The organism is Vibrio sp. HENC-03 (assembly GCF_000305755.2).
Taxonomy (GTDB): domain Bacteria; phylum Pseudomonadota; class Gammaproteobacteria; order Enterobacterales; family Vibrionaceae; genus Vibrio; species Vibrio owensii.
The window spans coordinates 241,748-268,035 of sequence record NZ_JH976064.1 but is presented as its reverse complement, the minus strand read 5'-3'; the positions used below and the strand labels follow the sequence as shown (position 1 = coordinate 268,035).

The following is a 26,288-nucleotide window of genomic DNA, read 5'->3' as shown; positions in this document are numbered from 1 at the left end:
TACATTAACGAATAAAAGTGTGAGGCTGCCCAAGGGTAGCCTTTTTTATTTTCCTAACCTTGCTCTATGGTTTATGTGTCTCTCACCTCGTTTATAATATTAAATATAACGTTTTTGAGTCATTATTATTACATTGGATTTGTTTGTTTTTGTTTTAATTAATAAATATGAGCTTTGTTATTATTGGTCTCACCAAATTTATTCTATTACCTATTGTTTAAAACGTTGTTTATTATCATCTCATTTGTAATTTATCTATTCATAATTAATGCCTTTATATTCTATGTGTTATTGTTTTTGGAAAATACCCTTTATTTAAATGTGGAATTAGGTGGTTGGTATAAACTATAGTATTACTTAGTCCTTTGAATTAAATAGGCTCCAGTGCTGTTAAAGCTCTTGTTTTATAGGCGATCATTCAATTGGGATGGCATTCATTCTAAATTCAAGTGCAATATTTGGATTTTGATTGTTATATTTGAAATCATGAAGTTAATTATGCTAAGTTCCTACTCCGGCTTAGGGTTGCTTCTCATCACATTCATCTAATCATTTAGTCGTAGTAGTATGATGTATTTATAATTAGATAAAATAAACAATATTTTTAAACAAAAATATCTAGTGATAAAAATAGTATTTCTTGATTTTATAAATGAGATCTTCTTTCCTAAAAAAAGCCATTAAAATAAATTTGTAATTTTTATTTTTACCAGTTTCATGAATTTATTTAATTGATGTACCACAACTATTTTATTGGTCTTAATTATCGACTCCGGTGTGTTTTTTTCTGATAGATTCGACGCGAACACATCAAGGAGATAGATAAATGAAAATCAAAAAACGTCTGATAGCTATCGCTGTTGCAGGTGTCATGACGATGTCAGTTCATGCCGGTGAATCAGTCACATTGAATAAGCCAGTCAACTTTACCAACTTCTCTGGGCTTAATTCACAATTGGGTGTTAATAATGCATCGAGCTTTAAACAGGTTAAGAGCATTCACCTTAAAAAGCGCGGTGTTTATAAAGTAAAGATTCAGCAAAATGTCTGGGGTATTCCTGTTTGGGGACATTCGCTAAACGCGACCCAAAGCTTTAAAGGCGGCGCTTTAAAAGCCGTGCAAGGCAATTATTTGCGTGTAAATGACTTAGATCGAAGCTTTGTAAAGCCTAAGCTGAACCGAGCAGAAGCGTTAAAGGTTGCGTCAAAGAACCTCGAGAATAAAGGCATCGCAGGCAAGTTTCTAAGAAATGTCGAAGATGAGTTATTCATTTATCAAGATGGCAAACAAACACGATTGGTTTACGTGGTTTCTTATCTGCTAGCAAACAGTCTTCAACCTTCTCGCCCATTTACCATGTTAGATGCGCACAGTGGTGAAGTTATCGATCGTTGGGAAGGGATTGCTCATGCGCAAATCGGTACCGGCCCTGGTGGTAACGAAAAAACAGGCATGTATGAATACGGCACCGACTACCACTATCTCGATGTACAAGAAGATGGCAACGATTGTGTGATGGAGTCGGAGAACGTCATCACGGTTAACCTAAATGGTGCCACTGAAGGTTCTACACCATACAGTTATGAGTGCCCTCGTAATGAATTTCAAGAAATTAACGGCGCTTACTCTCCACTGAACGATGCTCATTACTTTGGCAATATCGTATTCGACATGTACAAAAACTGGTTCGATACTGCGCCACTTACTTTCAAGTTAATGATGCGTGTTCACTACGGCACGGGTTATGAAAACGCCTTCTGGGACGGCCAAGCGATGACGTTTGGTGACGGTGAGAGTTATTTCTACCCATTGGTCAGTCTGGATGTTTCAGCCCACGAAGTGAGCCACGGCTTTACTGAGCAAAACTCGGGGCTAGTGTATGCAAACCAATCTGGTGGTATGAACGAAGCTTTCTCGGATATTGCAGGTGAAGCCGCAGAGTTCTACATGAAAGGTGAGAATGACTGGATGGTTGGCAAGGACATCTTCAAAGAGGAAGGGGCATTGCGTTACATGGATGATCCTTCACGAGATGGTTCGTCTATCAACCATGCGCAAGACTACTATGATGGCTTGAATGTGCATTACAGCTCGGGTGTTTTCAACAAAGCTTTCTATCACTTAGCAACGACATCCGGTTGGGATACCAAAAAAGCGTTTGAACTGTTTGTGCTCGCGAACCAAATTTACTGGTCACAAGACAGTGATTTTTGGCAAGGCGCATGTGGTGTGAAGAACGCAGCAAACGACCTAGGGTATGATGCATCTGCGGTTGTGGATGCATTTGCTGTTGTCGGTGTTGAGCCATGTGCAGAGCCACCGCTGCCGCCAGAGCCAGAATATCAGCGTCTTGAAAACGGCCAATCAGTCACCGTAAGTGGCGCAACAGGGTCGAAAACCTATTTTGATATTGAAGTCCCAGAAGGTCAACCGCAGCTTACAATCAATCTTACCGTGCCAAATGGTGATCCAGATATTTACGTAGGCTTCGATTACGCGCCTTCTTCAACTGAAAATATTTGTTCTAGCTTGTCCGTTAGCGATGAAGTGTGTGTGATTGAAAACCCAGAGCAAGGCCGCTACACGGTGAACGTATTTGGTTACGCTGAGTATGACAGTGCGGAACTAACGGCAACGTACGACGATAGCAGTACAAACCTTCCTCCAGTAGCGGCGTTTGATCAGTCTATCTCTGGTAAAACAGTGACACTTCGCAGCACCAGTAGCGATAGTGACGGCAGCATTGTTTCTTACCAATGGAACCTAGGTGACGGCAGTTCGCAAACTGGCGAAATGGTGACGCACACTTATGCCGCAGCAGGTGATTATGCGGTGACGTTAACCGTAACGGACGATGCAGGCAGTGCCACATCAACCACACAAACGGTGACGATTGAAGAAGGCCAAACAGATGCGTTCCCGCTGAAACTCAACTTCGGTAACAAGTTCCCGAATGGTAAGGCTCGCGTGAAGTTGTCTTGGAAGTACGACACCAACGATTACTTCATTGTTAAACGTAACGGTAAGAACGTTGGTGCAACAGACTTTAAGTCTTACGTCGACCAATTTGAGCACAATGGCACTATCGACGTGGAGTACCAAGTGTGTACTTCGGGCAACGTATGTTCTGAAACCAAGCGTTACCGATTCATCAAACCAAACAAATAGCAACACAATAGCAAAGGGCTCCAGACGGAGCCCTTTTTTCGTCAGTAAGGTTAGTAAAGGAAAATACCAACATGAAAAAGAGTCTTTTAGCATTGGCATTGTTGAGCAGTACGTTGAGCAGCAGTGTTGTAGCCAATGAATTGACCGAGCAAGAACAAGTTTGGATCACCACCGATGCGGATGCGTTGGATCTGATTACCAAACACGGAGCCACGGTTTATTCTGATTTCTTTGGTGCTCGTCCCGCCGTGGTCGCGAAAATATCGCCAGATCAGTTAGCGACGCTATCCAGTCACATGCATCATGAAAAACATCGCTGTGGTGGGTATATGGTGCACCCGGACAAAGCCAGTGCATTGAAAGCCGCAACCATGCCAACCACATTGAAGACGTTTACCAAACCGGTGATCAGCCACCATGACACGGTTGAAGCTCTCATCAATCAAGTAGAGCCGACGAACTTGGTGAAGACCATAGAAGGCATGACGTCATTTACCAATCGTTTTTATACCACCGTTACGGGTGTTGAAGCCTCTGATTGGTTGCTGGCGCGTTGGAACCAAGAGATTGAAGGAGTGTCTTATGCTTCTGCGGAACAAATTTCCCATCGCGGCTACCCACAAAAATCCGTTGAAGTGACGTTGCTGGGTGCAAAATATCCCAAAGAAATTGTTGTCGTGGGCGGGCACCTAGACTCTACAGCTGGCGCATGGACAGAAGAGGGAACTATTTCTCCGGGCGCAGATGACGATGCTTCTGGTATTGCAACGGTGACTGAGTCACTTCGCTTAATGATTGCCAGCGGTATCCAGCCAGACAGAACCATCAAATTCTATGGCTATGCAGCGGAAGAAGTTGGGCTGAGAGGCTCGCAAGACATTGTTGAAATGCTGAAAGACGAAAAAGCCAACGTGCTATCTGTGTTGCAATTAGACATGACCAATTACAGCGGTTCTGCGCATGATATTACGTTTATTACTGACTATACCGATAGCAACCTGACGGCATTTTTGTCTGAGTTGATTGATGTGTACACGCCTGAAATCACCTACCAGTTTGATCGCTGTGGCTATGCTTGTTCTGACCATGCCTCTTGGCACAATGCTGGTTATCCGGCAGCCATGCCATTCGAAAGTTTGTTTGAAGACTACAACCCGAATATTCATACCCAATTTGATACGTTGGAAAATTCAGACCCGACCGCCTCGCATGCCAGTAACTTTGCCAAGCTTGCTATCGCCTATTTGATTGAATCAAGCATGGACAGCACGACTGGCGTGACACCCTTACAAGATGGTGAGCCCGTTGAAAATTTACGAGCAGGCTATGGAGAGGAACAGTTCTTTAGTTTTGAAACTCAAGAGGAGGGGAAGGTGACTATTTCCTTATCTGGGCCAAGAAGTGGCGATGCGGATCTCTTTGTGAAATACAACGATCAAGTGTCAGTCAGTAACTTTGATTGTCGTCCTTTCCAAAATGGGAGCAATGAACAATGTGTTCTAAATAAACCCGCAGGAACGTTCAGCATTATGGTGCGAGGTTATCGCAATTTCGACCAAACCAGCCTTGTTGCGAGATTTGAAAACACGACCAACTGATCGTAAAGAATTGTTCTCATAAAACTCTTAAATGCCGCACGACACAGTGCGGCATTTTTGTTTATTCGTTACGAGGGAGATGCTCCACGCTTTAATTCTCAACTACGCTTTGTAGACGATCGCGAGTTGAATAGGAGAAACCCATGAGCACCTTGCAAATCGATATTGAAGAGAACAAACGTAATGCCATTGCTTTCTATGAGATGGCATATCGAGGAAACCCAAGAAAAGCGGTCGAGCTTTACGTCGGGGATGAGTATATTCAACACAACCCGTTAGTGGGAAATGGCCCTGATCCTTTTATCGCTTACTTCGAGAGAATGCAGGAAGAGTACCCAGAGAAAGACATTACGTTTGTTCGCGCCGTCGCAGAGGGCAATTTAGTGGCGCTGCATACGCACCAAACGTGGCCTGATGACGTGGAATACGTGACGATGGATTTCTTCCGCTTTGATTTAAACGGCAAGATTGTCGAGCATTGGGATGCTTTGCAAGAAATCCCGAAAGAGTCAGCAAACGGGAACACCATGTATTAACTTAACGTGCTTTGCCATGCAATTTAGCAATGTAGTAATGTGACAATGTAAGCAAGGCAAAGCACTATAAACCGCGTAAAGCTTGTTAGCGTTGATTGTCTAACCACTCACGTGTCACCGCGTCTAACTCTCGTCCTTCACGACTGATTTTGTAATCCAATTCCGCAATGATGTCGTTTGAGAAACGTAGCGCGTCCAATCTATTCAGCTCATCTTGAGTAAATTTATCTGATTTGTCTTGGCGCAATAGCAAAACGGCTTTATCGACAATACCCAGCAAACCTTTTGGTTCTGCGATTTCTCGAATTGCGTACTTATAGTGAAGAAATTGAGGCTTCCAAAGTGGCACGACAACCCATTGTTTGTTCTCTACCGCCTTCTCAAATGCAGTAAAGCAATCTTCTTCCGTCCCCGTATGGAAACGGTAACCTGCTTCGGTCAGAGCGTATTGGTCCATCATCTTAATCGAAAAGCGCGTGATGCCCGCTCCAGGGTTGATGCCTTGAATATCCGATTTCATCTTCGCCACGACTTCTGGTTTCGTCAGGTCGCTCACTTCTGATACCAGTTCTTCAGGCACGTAATCTGGCACACCCCAAAGTGCGTATGGTTCGTAGTGTAAGCCCAGTTCTAACAAGGGTTGTACTTCTTCTACCGATGCTTTGTAAATGCCGTGACTTGATGGTAACCAAGCCGAAGAAAGCATATCGATTTCACCGGATTTGAGTTTTGAAAAGTTCTCTTCATGCGGAGAGTAAACGCGCTCAACCTCAAAGCCCATATCATTGAGTACGTGGCTAACAAGAGAAGCAGTAACGCGGTGGAAAGAGAGGTTAGTGACACCAAGTTTTATCGTTTTTGACGCGTGAGTACCAGTCATACTGAAATCCTTATTATGGAGCAGTGCGAAGGGGAGTCATGCACTGCTTTGTGACGGAAATAGTAGGCTTGTGGTGAAGAGGGATAAACAGCGCTGTCTTTGAGTCACTGTCAAAAATGATTTGATAATGACGCACAGGGAAAGCACTGATAGCTCAGGAATTGACTTGGTGTTTATTCGATTGTGCCGCGTTTAGCGCATTCACTAACGAAGCTTGTATCAGTTTCCCCAACTGACTGACAGCAAATTGATTTGAGTAAAAAAGACCAATCTTCATGGATGGAAGATAGCTGTTCATATCGAATTTGGTGTTGATCGTCGTGTGTTCTGTCGAGGCTTTTTGGGCAAACAAATGATTAACGGGCATTAAGGCATCGGAATGCTTCAGCGTTGTCAGGCAGAGGTTGGCGTTGTCGCTGCGCAGAATAATGTTCGAGCTAAGTTTGAACTTACGAAGCGTGTGCTCAATTTTACTGTTCTTGGCCGTGAAGTTAGGAATGATGGATACCACGAGTGGATACTGGGAGATTTCTTCCAGAGTGACAGACTTATCGCATAGAGGGTGGGACTTTCGGGCGATCAAACGAAAGTCGGCAGGCAAAATAGACTGGTGAACTAAGTCCTTAGAAACATCTATCGGATAATAATTGATGCCAACCTGAATTTTGGTGTTGAGTAATTGTTGTTCTGTGGATTCCGACCAATTGACCAATCGAACCGTGGCATTGGGAAAGTCCTGTTTTAGTTGCAAATACACGTCATCGGCAAGGGCATAGTACATTGCTGAGCTTATCGCGATGCTGATTTCACCCGAATACGCCTGCGTTGATACTTGGTTGGAATCAGCATAAATGCTCTCTAGCTCAAGCAGCAACGGGGTGACTCGTGAGACCAATTCATCGCATTTCTCTGTTGGTATAAAGCCTTCTCTCGTACGAACAAACAATGGGTCATTAAGCTGCTCACGAAGCTTCTTCAATCCTTTACTCACGGCCGATTGGGTGACGAACAAACGCTCTGCGGTTCTTGCTGTACTTTGCTCTTCGTGGAGCGTAATCAACAACAGCAATAAGTTTAAGTCTTTATGAATAAACAATTTTTCGTTGAGCATCTCGATTCTCTTTTGGAATTGGCGAGGTGAAAATAAGTCCCTTATGGAATGTTATTGCTTAGGTTAAGGTTGGTCAACAGATAAACATTGGAACCTTAATACTCCTACCTAAAGCACTTAACATGAGTACGCTCTCCATGAAAAAGAAACTATTAACGCTTTCACTCTCCACGCTTGCCTTAACGGGTACAAGCCATGTATTGGCTGAAACGCTTGTCCCTGTTACTGAGAAAAACTACGAGTTTGCGGAATCTGATCTCGCGTTCAAAAACATCACTAAACTGGTTGGGTCTAACAAGTGGTTTCACTTCCCAGGTCTGACGCCTTTGGATAACCAAACGGTTGTGCGTATGAATCGCGATACCATTTACTCGGGTTATGTGGCTGATTTGTCGAAGGGAGGGAGTATTACCATTCCAGACACAGGCGAGCGTTACATCTCGGTGATGGTGGTGCAAAACGATCACTACATCGACCAAGTTTTCTCGACGCCGGGAACGCATAACATTGAGAGTCAAACTGACTTTGCGATGATTGTTGCTCGTGTGCAGATAGACCCAAATGACCCTGCTGATTTGCTTCGAGTAAAAGCCATACAGAATAAACTCAAAGTGACGACAGGTTCGCATCAAGAGCACATAATGCCGAACTACGATATGACCCAACTTGTCTCTGTCCGTGATGCGTTGACAAAAGAAGGCGCCAAACTGGGCAATCAAAAGAACATGCAAGGCGCTCATGGTGAGGTGGATCCTCGCATGCATATGTACGGCACCGCCATTGGTTGGGGAATGTTGCCTGATGCCGAAGCGCAATACTTTTCCTACTACAGTTCTGGCGAGGTTGCTAATCCAGACAACTGCTCTCAAGCGACTTATCAAGCACCAAAAGTAAAAGGCAATGGCTTCTACTCGCTGACTTTGTATAACCACCAAGGTTATATCGCCTTCGATAAAGCGGTACTGAATAAAAACAACATCGAGTACAACCAAGATGGCTCATTTACGGTGAACTACGGCCACTGTCCTAAAGGCGCTAAAAATGCCATGCCTGTGGCGAAAGGGTGGGATGTCATGATGCGAATCTACAAACCGGATCTTACTCAAACAGAATCCTACCAGTTACCAGAACCGAAAGTGGTTCCTCAATAGCCCATTACACCCTCAGATTTAGGAGTCACCATTATGAACAAAACGATACTTGCGCTATCGACGCTTGCTTTGATGTTTACGACTGGGTTACAAGCGAAAGAAGCAACTTTGGACAATGTCGTCACTGATTTTGCCGATCAACCAACGAAAGAAACAGATTGGTATATGACGCGTTTGCAAAAAGAAGTGCCAGTTAATACCTATAAGCACAATCGTATCCCATCGAGCAAAGATCACCAGTTCGTAATTCGTGAAAACGAAGACACGATGTACAGCCATGCAATACTGGATGTCACCAAATCGGCAACTATTACCATGCCTGAGTACGATGAATATGCGATTGTTCAGGTGATCGATGAGAACCACTTTACGACTGCAGAAGTCTATCCGGGTCAGACACTGCGTTTGACGCCAGATATGCTGAGCTCTGGTACTCATGTATTCCTAAATACGCGAGTAGCGGCTGCGGATAACCACGACCTGAAGGCCTTGAAGAGGGCGCATGATTACCAAAACGCGATTAAGTTGTCTGCTGAAACTCGCCACCCTTACGTCTCAAAAGGGTTTGATGAAAAAGAAGTATTGGCTGCGCGAGCGACGGTGCAAAAGTTACGACCGTTTATCCCTAAACCATTCGATATTTTTGGCAACAAAGGTCAAGTTGACCCAACCTCGTTTGTGATTGCGTCTTCTGCAGGATGGGCGGGTTTACCCTCAGATGCGGCTGTGTACTTGCCACAAATTCCGGGAAACAAAGGGGAAACGCAATGCAGTTCTTTGACCATTAACCCGCCACCGCTTCAGTACGATCGTCACGCGTTTTTCAGCATGACGGTATACGACAAAGATGGTTGGATTGCAGATGATGATTTTGCGATTTCGAACAAACGTATGACGCCAAATGAGGACGGTACTTACACATTCCGCTTTAACTGTGAAGGACAAGCAAACAACTTAACAGTCAGAGAAGGCTGGAGTGGGTTATTAAGAATGTACTTGCCGACATCTAAGCAAGCGATTCAAAACTATGTGGTGAACGACTACTTGAAGCATTCTCGCTTGGTGAAAGGGGCGGGTAAGCAGTAGTTCTGTCTCTTGCTGCCAATAGCCGGTAACCAATTAGCAATAACCAACGAATAATGAGTCACTGTTTATGGCAGTGGCTCGCTTTCGTTTTAATTCAATACACGCGAAGCAAATGCTCATGTCAAAGTCCATTGATTTGAACCTAATCAACACCTTTCTCGTCGTAACAGAGAGCCAATCTTACACTAAAGCGGCTGAGCAACTTGGTGTCACGCAACCTGCCGTCAGTGCATCGATTCGGCGATTGGAACAGGCCTCCAATAAAAAGCTATTTGTAAAAAGCGGGAGAAGTATTGAGCTGACGCATACGGCACGAGAGCTACTACCACAACTGAGAAAAGCGCTGAGTATCATTGATAATGCGATGACTAAACCGCAATCATTCAAAGCCTATTGCTGCGACTTACCTTTATTGGGGCTAAGCCCTATCGACAATGTGATCTTTCACGAATCCACACAAGATGCTAGTGAGCTGTGTGATTTCCTATACCACCGAAAAGCCGACATTATTATCGGCTGCATTGGTAATAAACCCACTTCAATCATTGTGGAAGATCTTCATCAAGAACCGTTTGTAATTATTGGTCGAGCGGATCATCCAAGGCTTGGTAAAAGGCTTGATATCGATGCGTTTCACAACGAAAAGCATTGTGTTCTCTCATCCACTTGGAGTGTGGAAACGGAGCATGAAACGGCGTTAAACGTGGCGATTAAAGCGAATCAAATCGAAGTGGTGACGTCATCTTATCTTGGCGTGCTGACTAACGTAGCTCAGCGAGATTGTTTGGGTGTTGTGCCTTTGTCGGTGGCGAAAAGGTGGGGAGATGCTCTCAACATTCGTTACTTTCAAAGTCCGTTTCCAAGTGGCCAATTTACGTTTCAGATTGCTTATCACAAACGACACGCGGACTGTGCAGAGCATCGGGCAATGCGACGAGTGCTAAAAGAAAGGCTAAGGCTTCCCCTGTCATCACAGCATTATTCTTGAGCCGTTAACAGGGGGAGTGAGTAAAGCGTTAAATCGCTTTTTCTACCTTCGCTGCCACGTCTGCCGATACCCATGTTTTCCATAGCTCAGGATAGGTTTCGAAGAAGTAGTACATCGCTTCTTCTGCGTCTGCTTGGTTATCTTCCATCCACGCAAGTAGTTGGCTCATCTGTTGATTAGTGAACCCGCGTTTTTGCAAGTAGGCGTAAGCTTGTGGCTCTTTATTGGCAAAGGCTTCGGTTGTAACGGTATGAACCGGTGAAGGTGGATACATGGTCACTTTTGGAGATTCACACTCAGGTTGCGTTGTACAGTTGCGGTATTCTTCCACATCTGTGCCGCTGCCGAAGTCGACTTTCACCATGTCATACTTGCCTAATACTGGCGTCGGTGACCAGTAATACCCGAACCAAGGTTTCTCACGTTCATAAGCTTTCGCGATAGTGCCAGCCAGCGCAGCGCCCGAACCCGGGTCAATCATATCGAAGCCGTATTTCTCGAGACCCATGGCATCAAACAGGTGACCAGAGGTGATTTGGCATGTCCAACCAGCAGGGCAGCTGTAGAAGGCGAATTTCTCATCATCTTCTGGGTGTTCAAACAACTTGGCGTGTTTAATCACACCTTCAATGGTTGCTAATTCCGGATACTGCTTTACCAGATAAGAAGGAACCCAAAAGCCTTCCTCGCCGCCATTGACCAAAGATTCTCCAGCGATACGCAAGCGCTTATCCGCAATGCCTTTGTCTAACGCTTCCTTAATTCCGTTGGTCCATAGCTCAGGAGCAACATCCGGTTGGCCTTTCTCAATCATTGAGGTGCCAGTCGGTACGCTATCACCCGGGATAAGCTCTGCATCGCATTGATAGCCTTCATTAAGAATGAACTGGTCGATGTGCGCCATCAAACTCGCCGAGTTCCAGTTCATATCCGCTATGGTGATTTCACCACATTCACTAGCATAAGATTGAGCAGAAAAAGCGGATAGCAGCAAAACGGAAAGAACGGATGGTGTTGTCTTCATGTGACTGAATTCCCTTATCATTGTCATTTGATTCAGTATATACACAAGGTTTATGAAGATTCAGAGAATAGGACGTTATCTGTGAAGTTGAAAACGAAGTGATTCGGAAGATTAAAACGTGAGACCCACGCTCTCCCGTTAACGCCGAAATCAGCAATTTGGATTGGGAGAGAGTGGAAGCAAGCGCTATGTTTGGTAAGCCTCATCAGTACAACAAGAATAGACCTTCGTAACCACCGATTTCGATTTGCGAAACGTAGTCTCCGATGTTGCCGTCCTTGTCTACGGGTCTCATTGGCTCGTCTAGCGTGATGGTGATTTTAGGCGCAGTGAAATAGTCCACATTTTTGCCGAAAAAGTCGGTGCGGTACAACACTCTGCCTTTGCTAAACTCGCGTGCTAACACCATCTCTGCAGGGCCTTGAGCCACCACATTGTTCTCAGAGCGATACGCAAAGTAGGTGAACGTAGGAGAAACGTAAGTAATGCCATCGGGTAGGTCTGCATGTACCACTTCGTTCATCGACGAATCACCAATAACCGTGTAATCCGCTGGATAAGGTGTGCTGGTGGACATCATCAGTGGGATGGCCTCTGCGTCCTCGGGGAGCTGATTGGCTGGTTCGCCCAAATCAACGGCAAGTAAGGCACTTGGTTGATACGCAATATTCTTTGGTACGCCGGCCTTCCAGAAGTTATCACCTGTGGTGTTATTACTTCCATATAAGTAACCATTGTTCCACTGATTAAAGTAGCTGCGCTGAGGGTGATGATTCAAGTAGAACGCTGCCAGTGCAGAGTATTGGTCTTGCTTCCAGTTATCTTCAGTGTTGCCAAAGTATTGAACTCGACCATAACGCGTGGTCGCTTGATAAATCACTTTTTGACCCGCTTTGGCGAGTGCAGAGTTATCCCAAAACTTAGCTAAGCCAGCATAACCACTAAAGCCAGTAGAAGGGAAAAGGTAATGCTCGCGTAAGTACAGAGAACCAGCTTCAACTAAGTGGTTCTGTCCATTACGGCCGAATAAGTTTGCCGTGCCGATGTTGAGGCCAATTAACGCATCCACATTCAGCGTCGCCAGTTTGTTTAAAAATGCCGAGAATTGCGCTTTGTAAGCATCGTCAGCAGCTTGGCTACCCGCGACTAAACCAAGTTCATCCACGGTACCACCGGAATAAACGTAGAACTGATTTGCTCCGAGTAACTTATTCGTATCGTCGTTGTACGCACCGTTTAAACCTTGCTTCGCCCATTCAGCTTGGTAATAGTGGTGCATTGCGTTGGCAAAGTCGGGGTTGCCGAGATTGGTTAACGCCCAAGAAGAGGTTTGGTTCCACATACGACCAAATGGAATAACGCGTGACTCCCAACGAAATCGTGCTGTTGCATTCTTATTCGAACGGTTTTTGTATTCATTCCAAGAAAGATAATTGTCTTGGTTGAGATCCGCAGATTTGTCGAAGCCACGAATCTTACGCCAGCGTTGAATGGTTTGACCTTCAGGTGTTGCCGTTGGTGCGTCGGTCAACTTAACGGTTTGGAAGCTGTTTTTGAGCTTTACTTCTTTTAGACGAGGGCGATTCTCGATGTTTTCGTCATGCCAAGTAATTTTCGCAACGTAAAGACGGCCGCCATCACGTAAAAAGGTGGAGCCAAAGTACTGACCACCACCATAGGTTTGTCCGCTGCCATCGTGTGTTGTAGCGCGAACCCAATCCGAAGGAACAGACCAGTTTACCGTTTGGTTTTTAGTCATGTTCTCAGTTTTGTCTTTTTTAATCGCGAAGCTTTTCCATTCTGCTACCTGACCAAAAGAGTCGATGGCAGAAGGGTATTCAATCGTGAAGCTGCCACCTTGAGCAAACTGAGAGAACTTAAAGGTTAAGCGGTCGAACTTCTCTGAGTGATAAACATAGAGCGCACCACCATTATTCGCCTGACCAAATACGTCAGCATCCCATGGTGGTTGTTGATATAGCCAAAAACCGGCGTGGTCAGCGCTGGCGGTATAGCCAACGATCATCGGTTTTCGATTGAGTAAGGTATTTTCACCATGGCTAGAGTCTACCTCTGCGATGATGGTGTCTTCGGCAAAATGGAGAAAGTAATCCTCGTAATCAATCCCATTCAGCTCTGCCTCGTTGCGAATATCGTTTTCTACCCAACCCGCATTCAGCTCAAGCTTTTGGTTGTACATATAACCGATGGCTTGGACACGCTCGTTGTCAGCCTTGTTTGGGTAAGCACCAAACACAATATCGGCGTTATTAATTTCCCAATCGATCACATCATCGGCAGAGAGCGGGGCGTTTTGTAAATCGACACCTTGCTCATGCAACCCCGGTAAAACGACAGCAGTACCAGCCCAAATAGTAGGCGAAAGTAGGTTCAAAGAACCAAGCGCAAGCAGCGCAAAACGATATGGCTTCATTATTGAGTTGTCCCAATCAAAAAACTTCGATTACTCAAATTGCGAGTCAAATTACGAGGAAGTATTAGCGATCGGTCAGACCAATTCAAGAAAGTACTAGAACATCTCTCTTTTGATAAATTCTTTATAAGACGAATACGCTAAGCAAATCAGCTTTTTACAAAATGAGTCCTGCTTGTCTCAATTTTGAGCCTTGAAGAAGTGAAGAAAAGCTACGCGAGATTTTTCTCAGAATGAGAGGGGGAAATGCTTATACAACCAGTTACTGTCTTTCGGAATGATGCTCTCAATTAATGGCGCGGCAAAGCATCAGTTTAAGTCTCCAATGGAATTCTAAGCTATCGAAATTACGGGCTTTTTTGATCAACAAATACGGTTAAAACCTCACTCATTGCACCAGTCATATACTCTGCTGAGCTGGTTGTTTCTTATACAAAAAATTAACAATCTAAATTTTTATACATTTTTATTGCATAAAACCTCTTTCTTGCTAGTATAAGCTCCAGATGACAATTAATGCAGTATGGCAGCATGAGTATTCAAGTTAAAAGTATCAATAAGTCTTACGGCGATACCCAAGTTCTACACGATGTCAGTTTTAATTGTGAAAGCGGTGAAACGCTGGTGTTACTCGGTCCAAGTGGTGCAGGGAAGAGCTCTCTACTACGTGTTCTTAACCTTCTTGAAGGGGCGGATAACGGCCAGTTAAACATCGCTAATGACGCATTCGACTTTTCAACTGAAATCAAAGAGAAGCAAGGTTTAGCGCTTCGTCGTAAAGTGGGCATGGTGTTCCAACAGTACAACCTATGGCCACACATGACAGTGATGGAGAACCTGATTGAGGCTCCGGTAAAAGTCTCTGGCATGGATAAAGAAGAAGCGAAGAAGCAGGCAATGCAAATTCTCGCGACGCTGCATTTGGCAGACAAAGCGGATGCATGGCCGATGCAACTTTCTGGCGGTCAGCAACAACGTGTGGCGATTGCCCGCGCGCTGATGATGAAACCAGAAGTCTTGCTTTTTGATGAGCCTACCGCGGCGCTTGACCCTGAAATCACGAACCAAGTGGTCAAAATCATTAATGATTTAAGCGAAACCGGAATTACACAAGTAGTTGTGACCCACGAGGTGGATTTCGCCAAGAAAATCGCTAGCCATGTTCTATACCTAGAACAAGGACACATCGTTGAACACGGTACGCACGACGCATTTGTTAATCCGCAAACCACTCAGTTTGCCGATTACCTAAATCACTAAATTACGTTTTTAAAGTTCAGTCTATTTAACAGATAAGCTCGGCTGTCATTGCGAGTGTCAGCCCACTAAGTACACACGGAGTATTGCAATGAAAAAGATTCTACTAGCTTCACTAATCGGTCTTGTCTCAGCGAACGCAGCAGCACAAGAAGAGATCAAATTCGCGATGGAAGCGACTTACGCACCGTTCGAATACATGGATGAAAACAACCAAATTCAAGGTTTTGATGTGGATCTGGCGAACGCACTATGTAAAGAAATGGAAGCAAAATGTACCTTCCACAACCAATCTTTTGACAGCCTGATCCCTGCATTAAAATTCAAGCGTTACGATGCGGCTATCTCTGCAATGGATATTACTGACGCGCGTTTGGAGCAAGTGAACTTTTCTGACCCTTACTACGACAACTCAGCAGCGTTTGTTTCTATCAAAGAAAAAGTGGCTGATCAAAAAGCACTAGAAGGTAAGCGTGTTGGTGTTCAAAACGGTTCAACACACCAAAGTTACCTGATTGAGCAAATGCCAGGTGTAACAGCGGTTCCTTACTCAAGCTACCAAGACGCATTCATCGATATGAAGAATGGCCGTATTGATTCTGTATTCGGTGACACAGCTGTCGTAGCAGAATGGTTCAAGAAAGAAGATAACCTAGCGTACGTTGGCGAGCACGTCACTAACCCTAAATACTTCGGTAACGGTTTCGGTATCGCAGTAAACAAAGGTAACGACGAGCTAGTGAACAAGCTGAACACGGCACTGAAAACAGTGAAAGCGAACGGCGAATACGACGTAATCTACAACAAGTACTTCGGTAAGTAATATGGCACTAACGGGTTACTCTTTATCGCTTGTTCAAGCTAGTTGGATGACTGTCCAGCTAGCCTTCACAAGCCTTTTAGTCGGTTTGATTCTGGCAGTGGTATTCGCCAGTGGTGAAATGTCTCGCCGCGTTTTCGTTAAATGGCCAATGACGGCGTTTGTGACGATTGTACGTGGCTTGCCAGAAATCCTTGTCGTGTTGTTCATCTATTTTGGTTCGACGCAGGTTCTGTTTTTAATCACCGGCGACTTTATTGAAGTTAGCCCGTTCTTGTCTGGCGTGGTGGCGTTGTCATTGATCTTCGCTTCGTACGCTTCTCAAACTCTACGTGGCGCATTAAAAGCGGTTGGAAGAGGGCAGAGAGAAGCAGCAAGTGCACTCGGCATCAGTCAAGCACACGCTTTCGTTCGCATTGTTTTGCCACAAGCAGTAAGACACGCGCTACCAGGTTTAACTAACCAATGGTTGGTTTTGCTGAAAGATACCGCACTTGTATCACTGATTGGTGTAACGGATTTGTTGAAACAAGCGCAGCTAACTTCTGCAGCGACGCATGAAGCGTTTACATGGTACGCAACTGCTGCGGCGATTTACTTAGGCATTACTTTGATTACACAACGTGCCGTCAAACTGATTGATAAGAAGTTCTCAATTCAAGGTATGAGCATGGGACAGGAGGCAACCGCATGAACGAACAACACGTTTGGCAAATGCTGGATGGCTTAGGCACTAGCCTCCAATTGACCGCCGCTTCCTTGGTTGTGGGCTGTCTCTTAGCTTTGATGATGACGCTGACTCTGATCCTACGTACTCCGGGTTTGCATTGGGTAAGCCGTGGCATCATCACCTTGTTCACTGGTACACCTTTGTTGGTGCAGATCTTCTTGGTGTACTACGGTCCGGGTCAGTTTGACGCAGTAAGAGAAAGCGTATTCTGGACATGGTTAAGCCAACCTTGGTTTTGTGCGATGTTAGCGTTAGCGTTGAATACCGCGGCGTACAGTACTCAGTTGTTCAAAGGGGCGTTTAACGCGATTCCTTCCGGTCAATGGCAAGCGTGTCGTGCATTAGGCATGAACAAAACCGCAACACTGAAAGTGCTGCTGCCATACGCCATTCGTCGCGCTGTTCCGGCTTACTCGAACGAAGTGATTTTGGTCTTCAAAGGCACGTCACTAGCAAGCACGATTACGATCATGGATCTGATGGGTTACGCGCAACGCATTAACGCACAAACCTACGATACGTTGACGGTATTTGGTATTGCAGGCGCATTTTATTTAACGGTAAATGGTGTGCTAACTCTCATTTTCCGTCAGGTAGAGAAGAAAGCATTGGCGTTCGAAGCCGCTTAATCTTTCAATCAACACTCCTCATTTAGTTCCACAGTGCCTCTGCAAATGACTCTCTTGCAGGGGCATTTTTTATATTCGTCATGGCAAATCCCTCAAGTTCCGCCAAACTTAATTCAACGTAATTGCATTGGTGGCACCATGGAAAGAAGACACTTTTTAGCGCTGTGGACACTGTTGTTCGCACCCTCTTTAAAAGCGAAAACACCAATGCGGTCGACGCCCGCACAAACAGAAGGGCCATTTTATCCAGTAGTGGACATTCCTCTTCGTCAAAACTTGATCCTGCAATCAGAAGGATTGATCGGTGAACCTATTGTGCTGCAAGGCAAAGTCGTAGACACATCTGGAAACCCAGTTTCAGGCATCAAGGTAGAAATCTGGCAATGCGATGGGCAGGGGATTTACGATCATCCTAACCAGCCAAATAACGATAAGTTTGATGCTCACTTTGCAGGCTTTGGCGCGGCAGAAACCCAATCGGATGGTCGTTACTTGTTTCAGACTTTGTATCCTGTGCCTTATGCCTCTCGTCCGCCGCACATTCACGTTAAGTTGTGGCGGGATAACCAAGAGCTTCTGACCACTCAGTTGTACTTAAGAGGCAATACTGGTGATGAATGGTGGGGTGGCAAAGCCCGTGATTATCTACAGTTTGAGACTATACGAATCGACGGGCGATTAACGGGCGAATTTAACTTTGTGATTGGTTAGCGAATCCAGTTAAGCCATTAACTCAACCAATTGCGCCAAGCATTCTTTATCCAGTATCGGATGAGGCTCGACGCCCGTGACCAAAACGATATCCACGGAAGGCAGCGATGGCATATCGTCTAAGATCTTAAGATCCTCGCTAACGCTAATACTGCCCATCGCACCGATAGCCATGCCTGAACGTACAATCGCTCGTTGTGCAGAGGCCGTATTGCAACATGCCAGTAGTTGATAAGGAGTACCACGTTTGGTTAATCCGTCTACTGCTGCCGCATGGTATTTGCAGTCGGTTTGGAATAGGGCGAGAGGGAGAGGTTGGGCTTGTTCGATGTCAAAATCAGGATGAGCAATCCACACGCCTTTGTCGCTTGCTAGCCAGTAACCTTCCTCACTGTCCGGTGCTCTTGTCACAATAGCGGCGTCTAGCTTTCCTTCATCCAGCTTTTCTCTCAAGGTGATGCTGGGCTCACTGAAGACTTGAATCGAACACGTGGGTTCAGATTGCTGTAATACACGAATGACTTTAGGCAGGATATTGTCGTTGTAATCTTCTGGGCAACCTAAGCGAAGAGGACGCTTATTTTCATAGCGTTTCACCTTTTTCAGCGCTTGATTGTGTAAGCTGACTAGTTGCTCTGCATGAGAGCGCAGTGCCAGCCCCGCTTCACTCAGTATGAGGTTACGACCTTCTTTTTCAAACAAACTGACACTGAGTTCGTCTTCCAGTTTACGCATTTGTGCACTGAACGCTGATTGGGTGCGATTGATCTGCTTGGCTGCACGAGTGAAACTTCCCGTTTCGACAAAAGCCAGAAAGCTGCGTAACGCATCGATATCCATATCTAAAACTCATCCATCGTTTTTGTTGAAGTGTTCCATCAAAACTATCCGTTAGTCCCCTCAAATACAATCAGATATTGTGAATGGGTAATCAAAACACGAACCGCATGGAGGCGTCATGAAACTGTTTATTGCTAATCAAAACTACTCAAGTTGGTCACTTCGCGCATGGTTGATCTTTTCTCAATTCAAACTGAATGTGAAAGTCACCAAGCTCAAATTATTCACGGAAGACTTTTACAAAACCTTGGAAGGTATTACACCAACCGCGAAAGTACCTACCTTGGTGGATGGTGACGCAACCGTGTGGGATTCATTAGCGATTTTGGAATACGTTAACGAGCAATACTTGCAAGGTAGAGCATGGCCAAGTAAGTCTGTAGAGCGAGCTAAAGCACGCGCCATTGCATCAGAAATGCATTCGGGTTTCTTTGACTTAAGAAACGAACTCCCAATGAACATCCGCGCACGCAGAAAAGTCGATCTAACGGATGGTGCGCGTAAGGATATTGCGCGTATTGATGCCATTTGGGCTGAGCAAGCCAAACTGTATCCCAACGGTTGGTTATTTGGAGAATGGTCGATTGCAGATGCTATGTATGCACCTGTGGCATTGCGTTTCCAAACTTATGGCATCGAGTTATCGGAAGGTGCCAAAGCTTACCAACAGAAGGTGCTAGCAAGTGAATCTTTACAGCAATGGTTGGAAGAGGCGAGTCAAGAAACGGATATCGTAGAAGAAGATGAAGCAGGGGTAGAAGTTTAAACATAAAAATACGGAGTACAGATACCAGTGATAATATCCGTACTCCGTAGGCTTAATGCTTTTTAAGTGGAGTAAATGTACTTAAGTTCGTTTTGCCTAATTCCGTTGTGGTTGTGTCATAGCATCAACCACTTGTTCGATACTCAAAGAGCTGCCTTTTGTCGCTGGGAACTCTTTAAAGGTTTCGAGGAATTTGCGAACGATCGCTTGAGCTGGTACAAACATCCACATTTGATCTGCGTAGAAATGGCGAACATAAAGTGCAGAGTCTGGGCCTACTTCAAATGGGTCCATACGCAGGTTAACAATCAACGGCCAGCTAGGCGTTTTACGGTAAGCTTCGTTAATCGCACCTTCCATAATCGTAAAGTGGATTTTCCAATCTTTGTAACGCAGTGCATTTAAGTGACCGCCGGCATCAAAGTAGAAGATCTCGTTACGTGCGCCCGTTTCGGCTTTACCAGTAAGTAGATCCAACTGGTTATAACCATCTAGGTGTGCTTTAAAGGTCTTGTTGTTTGCCTTGTGGCCTTTTAGCAGTTTCTCTTTAATATCTGGTTCACCAACAGCGGCAAGCAGTGTTGGCATCCAGTCTTCTTGAGAGAAGATATCGTTGATCACCGTGCCCGGTTTGATTTGACCCGGCCAGCGAACCATCATAGGAACACGGAAACCACCTTCCCAAGTCGTACCTTTCTCGCCTTTAAATGGCGTTGTACCACCATCTGGCCAAGTGAATTTCTCCGCACCATTGTCGGTACTGAAAATTACGATGGTGTTGTCAGCGACGCCAAGTTCGTCGAGCTTTTTCAGCATCACGCCAACTTGGTCATCCAAATCCATCATGCCATCTGCATATAGGCCATAACCGGATTTGCCTTTGTACTCGTCGCTTAGGTGAGTCCAAACGTGCATACGAGTTGAGTTGTGCCAGATAAAGAAAGGTTTGTCTTCTTTTACGGCTTTTTCCATAAAGGCAAGGCTGGCTTCCATAAACTCACGGTCTACGTTTTCCATGCGTTTACGAGTCAGTGGACCTGTATCTTCGATCTTGCCATCTGCCGTCGATTTAAGAACGCCACGAGGGCCGAATTTTTTACGGAATTCAGGATCTTTAGGGTAGAACTCTGATTCAGGCTCTTCTTCTGCATTCAAGTGGTAAAGGTTACCGAAGAACTCGTCAAAACCGTGGTTAGTCGGCAAGTGTTCGTCTTGGTCACCCAAGTGGTTTTTACCAAACTGACCCGCGACATAACCGTGGTTTTTCAGCAGTTCAGCAATGGTTGGATCTTTGGCTTGAATCCCTTCCTTCGCGCCTGGCATACCAATGGTAAGAAGACCGGTTCGGAATGGGTGCTGACCAAGAATGAAGGATGCACGACCCGCAGTACAACTTTGTTGCGCGTAGGCATCTGTGAAAATGGCACCTTCCTTTGCGATGGTATCGATGTTTGGTGTACGACCACCCATCATGCCGTTATGGTAAGCGCTAATGTTGTAAACACCCACATCGTCGCCCCAAAATACCAAAATGTTGGGTTTATCTGCTGCTAGCAAACTGACAGGCGCGACCGCGCTCATCAATACAAGAAACTGTCTCAATATCCTGTTCATCGAGTCCTCCTGGACAATAAATAGAGTTCATTTCTTTTGGAGTAAGAGAATGCGAGTTAACCGTAAAGCTGATCAGTGAATTGCCAAGTAAGCATAGTACACCTGATTGATTTTTCGGCTTTAGATACGCTTTTCTTATGAATAGCAAGAGGAAGAAAAGTAGAGCAATCACAATGAAACTGCAGTGGACAAAGGATTTGGAGCATTAAACGGCGTTAAAAATCATTTTTTATTTTGTTAGAAGTCGGTGTTTTTATGAGTCTCTGTACTTTTCTTTGTCTATCGAATGTGATGACAGGCACTTCTATTTACAAACTATTTCTTTGCAAGCCCGAAGCTTACATTACCTATTAAATTCTCGATTAGAAAAGGCTTAACGCCTAGCTAAACATTAAGGCTTGGTATTTCATCTCCTGCCGTTTTTGCCATTCAAATCAAACCACTTAGCCTTTAATTAATGCGCTTCAATCATAGCTAAAATGCAAAGTATTCATTTTACTCATACGGTCAAATCAATAATATTTTTGTGGTTATCGAATGAGGACATTGGTTTTCATATCAAAAACACTTGTGGTGCGCTGGCCGAACTGGAGGTGCCTTTGATATGAGAATTAATCTGTTAAAGGAAACTATTTATGGCTCAGTTAGTCGATGAAATTGTATTTCAATCAGGGGTCAAGCTGCATAATCGTATCGTGATGGCACCGATGACGATTCAGTCTGCATTCTTTGATGGCGGCGTAACGCAAGAGATGATCAACTACTACGCGGCACGTTCTGGTGATGCAGGGGCAATCATTGTCGAGAGTGCGTTTGTAGAAAATTACGGTCGTGCTTTCCCTGGTGCGCTTGGTATTGATACCGACAGCAAAATCGCAGGTTTAACCAAGCTTGCCGATGCGATTAAAGCCAAAGGCTCTAAAGCGATTCTGCAGATCTACCATGCCGGTCGTATGGCAAACCCTGAGTTCAATGGCGGACACCAACCGATTTCTGCAAGTCCTGTCGCTGCGCTACGTGACAATGCTGAAACACCACTTGAGATGACCAAAGAGCAAATCGAAGAGATGATCGATCGCTTTGGTGATGCAGTAAATCGTGCGATTCTTGCTGGTTTCGATGGCGTAGAAATTCACGGCGCAAACACATACCTGATTCAGCAATTCTTCTCGCCACACTCAAACCGTCGTAACGATAAATGGGGTGGTAACATTGAAAGACGTACTTCCTTCCCATTAGCTGTACTTGCAAAAACTAAGCAAGTGGCTGAGCAACATAACAAATCTGATTTCATAATCGGTTACCGCTTCTCTCCTGAAGAGATTGAACAACCGGGCATCCGCTTTGATGACACCATGTTCCTGCTAGATAAGCTTGCGACTCACGGCTTGGATTACTTCCATTTCTCAATGGGTAGCTGGTTACGTAACTCAATCGTTACGCCAGAAGACCAAGAGCCGCTAATCGACAAATACCGTAAGCTTCAATCTGAAAGTGTTGCGAAAGTACCAGTGATTGGTGTTGGTGGTATTGCTCAGCGCAAAGATGCAGAAAATGCCCTAGAGCAAGGTTACGACATGGTTAGTGTCGGTAAAGGTTATTTGGTTGAACCTACTTGGGCAAACAAAGCGCTTAACGATGAGACCTGTGCTGAGTTCGCGGACATCGCGCAACAAGAAGCGCTGCAAATTCCAACGCCACTTTGGGAAATCATGGATTACATGATTGTGGACAGCGCAGCAGAAGCATTGAAGCACCAACGCATCAAAGAGCTGCAGAACGTTCCAATCAAATTCAACTCAGGTGAATACACGGCGTATGGTCGCGGTCACAATGGTGACTTGCCGGTTACGGTTACTTTCTCTGAAGAAAAAATCCTCGACATTGTGGTGGACTCTTCCAAAGAATCAGACGGCATCGCAAACCCAGCGTTTGAACGTATTCCTCAACAAATTCTTGATGGTCAAACACTGAACATCGACGTGATTTCAGGCGCGACAGTCAGCAGCCAAGCAGTACTGGACGGCGTATCGAACGCGGTTGATCTAGCGGGTGGTAACTCAGAAGCACTGCGCTGCAAAGCCAAAGAAGCGGTGGCATGGTCATCGAAAACCATCGAAGAAACCGTGGATATCGTGGTTGTTGGCGGCGGTGGTGCTGGTTTGAGCGCAACCTTGACGGCACTAGACAAAGGCAAGTCGGTTATTTTGCTTGAGAAGTTCCCTGCAATCGGTGGTAACACGGTGCGTACTGGCGGTTGGGTGAACGCGGCAGAACCAAAATGGCAAGGTGATTTCCCAGCACTTCCTGGCGAAAAAGAAACCTTGATGCTGCTAGCTAAAACAGCGGAATCGGAGTTTGCGGGTGAGTACCTTCAAGACTTCAAGGTGCTTAAAGCGCAACTGGACGGTTACTTTACAGACCTTGAGAACGGCAAGCAGTACTTGTTTGATTCTGTTGAATTACACCGCATTCAAACCTACCTTGGCGGTAAACGTACCGACCTGAATGGTGAATCGATTTATGGTCAATACGATTTGGTTGAAACCCTAACATCTCGTTCTATGGAATCCATTGATTGGCTGAGTGAAAAGGGCATTGATTTTGACCGTAGCGTTGTTGAGATCCCAGTTGGTGCCTTGTGGCGTCGTGCACACAAACCTAAACGTCCAAAAGGCGTAGAGTTTGTCGACAAACTATCAAAACGCATTCAAGAACAAAACGGTCGCATTATTACTGACACACGTGCAACGGATTTGATGGTTGATAACGGCAAAGTGGTCGGTATCGAAGCGGTTCAAGCGGACGGTACTGAGCTTATCCTACATGTGAATCATGGTGTGGTGTTGGCTTCTGGTGGTTTCGGCGCAAACACTCAGATGATCAAAAAGTACAACACATACTGGAAAGAAATCGCGGACGACATCAAGACCACAAACTCACCAGCATTGGTTGGTGACGGCATCGAAATTGGTGAGAAAGCGGGCGCAGAATTAGTCGGCATGGGCTTTGTGCAATTAATGCCAGTTGGTGACCCTAAATCAGGTGCGCTGCTAACCGGTCTGATTGTGCCACCAGAGAACTTTGTATTCGTGAACAAGCAAGGTAAGCGTTTTGTTGATGAGTGTGGTAGCCGTGACGTGCTTTCTGAGGCGTTCTTCGATAACGGTGGTCTGATCTACATGATTGCGGACGAGAACATTCGTCAAACCGCAGCGAATACATCAGATGAAACCATCGAACGCGAAATCAAAGAAGGCATTATTATTCAAGCTGACACGCTAGAAGAGTTGGCAGAGAAAATTGGCGTTCCGACGCAAGAGCTCACTAACACCATCGCACAATACAACGCTTGTGTAGATGCAGGACAGGATCCTGAGTTCCATAAGAGAGCATTCGGTTTGAAAGTGGAAAAAGCACCGTTCTACGCGACGCCACGTCAGCCTTCAGTTCACCATACGATGGGTGGCTTGAAGATTGATACTAAGGCGCGAGTGATTGGTAAAGACGGCGAAGTTATTCAAGGTCTGTACGCAGCAGGCGAAGTAACGGGTGGCATCCACGCGGGTAACCGCCTCGGTGGTAACGCGCTGATCGATATCTTCACTTATGGTCGTATCGCTGGTGAGAGTGCATCTGATCTTGTTTAAGCGCTTATTCAAGAGCGAAACAGAGCAAGATAGGTAATCAATAAGAGGGGAGTGATGCTTCCCTCTTTTTCCGTATTTAGTGTTTGGAGAAATCGATGAGCACCAATAAATACAGCGCCAGATTTCAGATGATGGGCACCTTTATCGATGTGGTGGTGTATCACTCGAACGGTGAGCAACTGATAAGAGAAGCCTACGCGCAACTCGTCGATTACGCAGAGCGATTTACGGTCAATCAATCCGACTCTGAGCTGATGTGTGTCAACCAAAATGCGGGTATTGCGCCTGTGGTGGTAGCGCAGGATCTATTTGACCTGATTAAGCTTGCTAAACAGCACAGTGAAGACACAAGAAACCCGTTTAACATTGCAGTCGGTCCGCTTGTAAAAGCTTGGCGAATTGGTTTTAAGGATGCCAAAGTGCCGTCTCCTGATGTGATTACCGACAAGTTATCCTTGGTCGATCCGACCAAGATCATTTTGAGCGAAGATGACCACTCGGTGTTCTTATCTCAAAGGGGGATGGAGATAGACTTGGGTGCTATTGCTAAAGGCTACTTTGCCGATCAGGTAAAGAACAAACTGGTTGAAGCAGGCGTGCAAAGCGGTTTTATCAGTTTGGGTGGGAACGTACTGACCATCGGTCATTCGCCAGATAACAGTAACAAAGCATGGAATGTGGGCATTCAGAACCCATTATCAGAGCGTGGTGATGTCGTTCGCGTCGTACCTTTACAAGGCATGTCGATGGTGACATCGGGTATCAATGAGCGATTTTTTGAATCCAACGGGCAGCGTTATCATCACTTGTTGGATGCCAAAACGGGAATGCCAATCTCAACCGATATCGCCAGTTTGACGATTATCTCTCGCCTGTCTGTCGATGGTGAAATTTGGAGTACCGCAGGCTTTTTATCAAGCGTAGAAGAATCGATGTCGTACCTAAATCAGCAACAGGGTATCGAGGCAGTGGTTGTTTCAAAACAAGGTGAAGTGCACGTCACACAGGGGCTGGTGGATTATAAAGGCTGTATTTTATTGCGCGAAGAGTCAGCTCTGGGAGAGTAAGATGAGGCAGAGATTCAAACCTGCCTCGTATCATTAATTTATCGCGTTAGCGTTAATCGTCCGCACCGCATTTAGCGCACTCTTCGTACGTGCGTTCGCCTTCACTGATCACAACATAACTACCCACACATTGGTCACATAGCGCCAGTTTTGGGTAGGCAATTTTCTCTTTCTTAGACGTCGTGTCGCCTTCAGTTACGTAGTATTTTCGCATTGTCATGATTCAT

The 26,288-nt window shown here is 45.3% G+C and carries 21 protein-coding genes; 14 read left to right on the top strand and 7 right to left on the bottom strand.

Annotated features, from left to right (window positions below):
- Positions 1–826 precede the first annotated feature (826 nt).
- The 3 genes from VCHENC03_RS21955 to VCHENC03_RS21965 all read left to right on the top strand — a co-directional run bounded on the left by VCHENC03_RS21955 (position 827) and on the right by VCHENC03_RS21965 (position 5,303).
- Positions 827–3,169, top strand: coding sequence for a M4 family metallopeptidase (locus tag VCHENC03_RS21955; RefSeq protein ID WP_009704641.1), 2,343 nt, complete (start codon positions 827–829; stop codon positions 3,167–3,169).
- Positions 3,170–3,240: 71 nt separating this feature from the next.
- Positions 3,241–4,767 (top strand): M28 family metallopeptidase, encoded by a 1,527-nt coding sequence (locus tag VCHENC03_RS21960; protein WP_009704640.1) that lies wholly within the window; start codon positions 3,241–3,243, stop codon positions 4,765–4,767.
- Between the two features lie 143 nt (positions 4,768–4,910).
- Positions 4,911–5,303: a nuclear transport factor 2 family protein gene (locus VCHENC03_RS21965; RefSeq protein WP_005443841.1), complete on the top strand. Its 393-nt coding sequence runs from the start codon at positions 4,911–4,913 to the stop codon at positions 5,301–5,303.
- Positions 5,304–5,388: 85 nt separating this feature from the next.
- Here the strand turns inward: VCHENC03_RS21965 and VCHENC03_RS21970 are convergent, their stop codons facing one another.
- Together VCHENC03_RS21970 and VCHENC03_RS21975 are read right to left on the bottom strand one after the other, a co-directional pair.
- A complete protein-coding gene (locus VCHENC03_RS21970) occupies positions 5,389–6,183 on the bottom strand; it encodes a glycine betaine ABC transporter substrate-binding protein (protein ID WP_009704639.1) in 795 nt (264 codons plus the stop codon).
- A gap of 154 nt (positions 6,184–6,337) precedes the next feature.
- Positions 6,338–7,294: a LysR family transcriptional regulator gene (locus VCHENC03_RS21975; protein ID WP_009704638.1), complete on the bottom strand. Its 957-nt coding sequence runs from the start codon at positions 7,292–7,294 to the stop codon at positions 6,338–6,340.
- A 137-nt stretch (positions 7,295–7,431) separates the two neighbouring features.
- Here VCHENC03_RS21975 and VCHENC03_RS21980 point away from each other — a divergent pair, with 137 nt between their 5' ends.
- From VCHENC03_RS21980 to VCHENC03_RS21990, 3 genes are all read left to right on the top strand, one after another.
- On the top strand, positions 7,432–8,445 hold the full coding sequence (locus tag VCHENC03_RS21980; RefSeq protein ID WP_009704637.1) for a DUF1254 domain-containing protein: 1,014 nt from the start codon (positions 7,432–7,434) through the stop codon (positions 8,443–8,445).
- Positions 8,446–8,478: 33 nt separating this feature from the next.
- Positions 8,479–9,531: a DUF1254 domain-containing protein gene (locus VCHENC03_RS21985; RefSeq protein WP_009704636.1), complete on the top strand. Its 1,053-nt coding sequence runs from the start codon at positions 8,479–8,481 to the stop codon at positions 9,529–9,531.
- A gap of 118 nt (positions 9,532–9,649) precedes the next feature.
- Positions 9,650–10,519 (top strand): LysR family transcriptional regulator, encoded by an 870-nt coding sequence (locus tag VCHENC03_RS21990; protein WP_232310311.1) that lies wholly within the window; start codon positions 9,650–9,652, stop codon positions 10,517–10,519.
- A 28-nt stretch (positions 10,520–10,547) separates the two neighbouring features.
- Here VCHENC03_RS21990 and VCHENC03_RS21995 read toward each other — a convergent pair whose 3' ends face one another.
- Positions 10,548–11,543, bottom strand: coding sequence for an ABC transporter substrate-binding protein (locus VCHENC03_RS21995; RefSeq protein WP_032802068.1), 996 nt, complete (start codon positions 11,541–11,543; stop codon positions 10,548–10,550).
- A 205-nt stretch (positions 11,544–11,748) separates the two neighbouring features.
- Entirely contained in the window at positions 11,749–13,977 is a 2,229-nt protein-coding gene (locus tag VCHENC03_RS22000) for a hypothetical protein (protein ID WP_009704633.1), read from the bottom strand.
- A 531-nt stretch (positions 13,978–14,508) separates the two neighbouring features.
- Here VCHENC03_RS22000 and artP point away from each other — a divergent pair.
- The 5 genes from artP (at position 14,509) to VCHENC03_RS22025 (ending at position 18,124) form a co-directional block, all read left to right on the top strand.
- Positions 14,509–15,237, top strand: a complete 729-nt coding sequence (gene artP, locus VCHENC03_RS22005; protein ID WP_009704632.1) for an arginine ABC transporter ATP-binding protein ArtP — start codon at positions 14,509–14,511, stop codon at positions 15,235–15,237.
- Between the two features lie 88 nt (positions 15,238–15,325).
- On the top strand, positions 15,326–16,057 hold the full coding sequence (locus tag VCHENC03_RS22010) for an arginine ABC transporter substrate-binding protein (RefSeq protein ID WP_005443853.1): 732 nt from the start codon (positions 15,326–15,328) through the stop codon (positions 16,055–16,057).
- Between the two features lies 1 nt (position 16,058).
- A complete protein-coding gene (artQ, locus tag VCHENC03_RS22015) occupies positions 16,059–16,748 on the top strand; it encodes an arginine ABC transporter permease ArtQ (protein WP_005388570.1) in 690 nt (229 codons plus the stop codon).
- Complete coding sequence (gene artM, locus VCHENC03_RS22020) at positions 16,745–17,413, top strand: arginine ABC transporter permease ArtM (RefSeq protein ID WP_005388569.1); 669 nt, start codon at positions 16,745–16,747, stop codon at positions 17,411–17,413. Before artQ ends, artM begins: the two co-directional genes overlap by 4 nt.
- A 138-nt stretch (positions 17,414–17,551) precedes the next feature.
- Positions 17,552–18,124, top strand: a complete 573-nt coding sequence (locus tag VCHENC03_RS22025; protein ID WP_009704631.1) for a dioxygenase family protein — start codon at positions 17,552–17,554, stop codon at positions 18,122–18,124.
- Positions 18,125–18,133: 9 nt separating this feature from the next.
- Here VCHENC03_RS22025 and VCHENC03_RS22030 read toward each other — a convergent pair whose 3' ends face one another.
- Positions 18,134–18,964: a LysR family transcriptional regulator gene (locus VCHENC03_RS22030; protein ID WP_009704630.1), complete on the bottom strand. Its 831-nt coding sequence runs from the start codon at positions 18,962–18,964 to the stop codon at positions 18,134–18,136.
- A gap of 118 nt (positions 18,965–19,082) precedes the next feature.
- Here VCHENC03_RS22030 and VCHENC03_RS22035 point away from each other — a divergent pair, with 118 nt between their 5' ends.
- Positions 19,083–19,730 (top strand): glutathione S-transferase family protein, encoded by a 648-nt coding sequence (locus tag VCHENC03_RS22035; protein ID WP_009704629.1) that lies wholly within the window; start codon positions 19,083–19,085, stop codon positions 19,728–19,730.
- 96 nt (positions 19,731–19,826) lie between these two features.
- Here VCHENC03_RS22035 and VCHENC03_RS22040 read toward each other — a convergent pair whose 3' ends face one another.
- A complete protein-coding gene (locus tag VCHENC03_RS22040; RefSeq protein WP_005443018.1) occupies positions 19,827–21,344 on the bottom strand; it encodes an arylsulfatase in 1,518 nt (505 codons plus the stop codon).
- 635 nt (positions 21,345–21,979) lie between these two features.
- Between VCHENC03_RS22040 and VCHENC03_RS22045 the strand changes: the two genes are divergently transcribed.
- Both VCHENC03_RS22045 and VCHENC03_RS22050 read left to right on the top strand, forming a co-directional pair.
- Positions 21,980–24,994 carry an NADH-dependent flavin oxidoreductase gene (locus tag VCHENC03_RS22045; RefSeq protein WP_009704628.1) on the top strand — a complete coding sequence of 1,005 codons (3,015 nt, stop codon included), beginning with the start codon at positions 21,980–21,982 and terminating at the stop codon, positions 24,992–24,994.
- Between the two features lie 95 nt (positions 24,995–25,089).
- Entirely contained in the window at positions 25,090–26,061 is a 972-nt protein-coding gene (locus tag VCHENC03_RS22050; protein ID WP_009704627.1) for an FAD:protein FMN transferase, read from the top strand.
- Between the two features lie 52 nt (positions 26,062–26,113).
- Here the strand turns inward: VCHENC03_RS22050 and VCHENC03_RS27230 are convergent, their stop codons facing one another.
- Positions 26,114–26,281: a hypothetical protein gene (locus VCHENC03_RS27230; protein WP_153303268.1), complete on the bottom strand. Its 168-nt coding sequence runs from the start codon at positions 26,279–26,281 to the stop codon at positions 26,114–26,116.
- Positions 26,282–26,288: the final 7 nt, after the last annotated feature.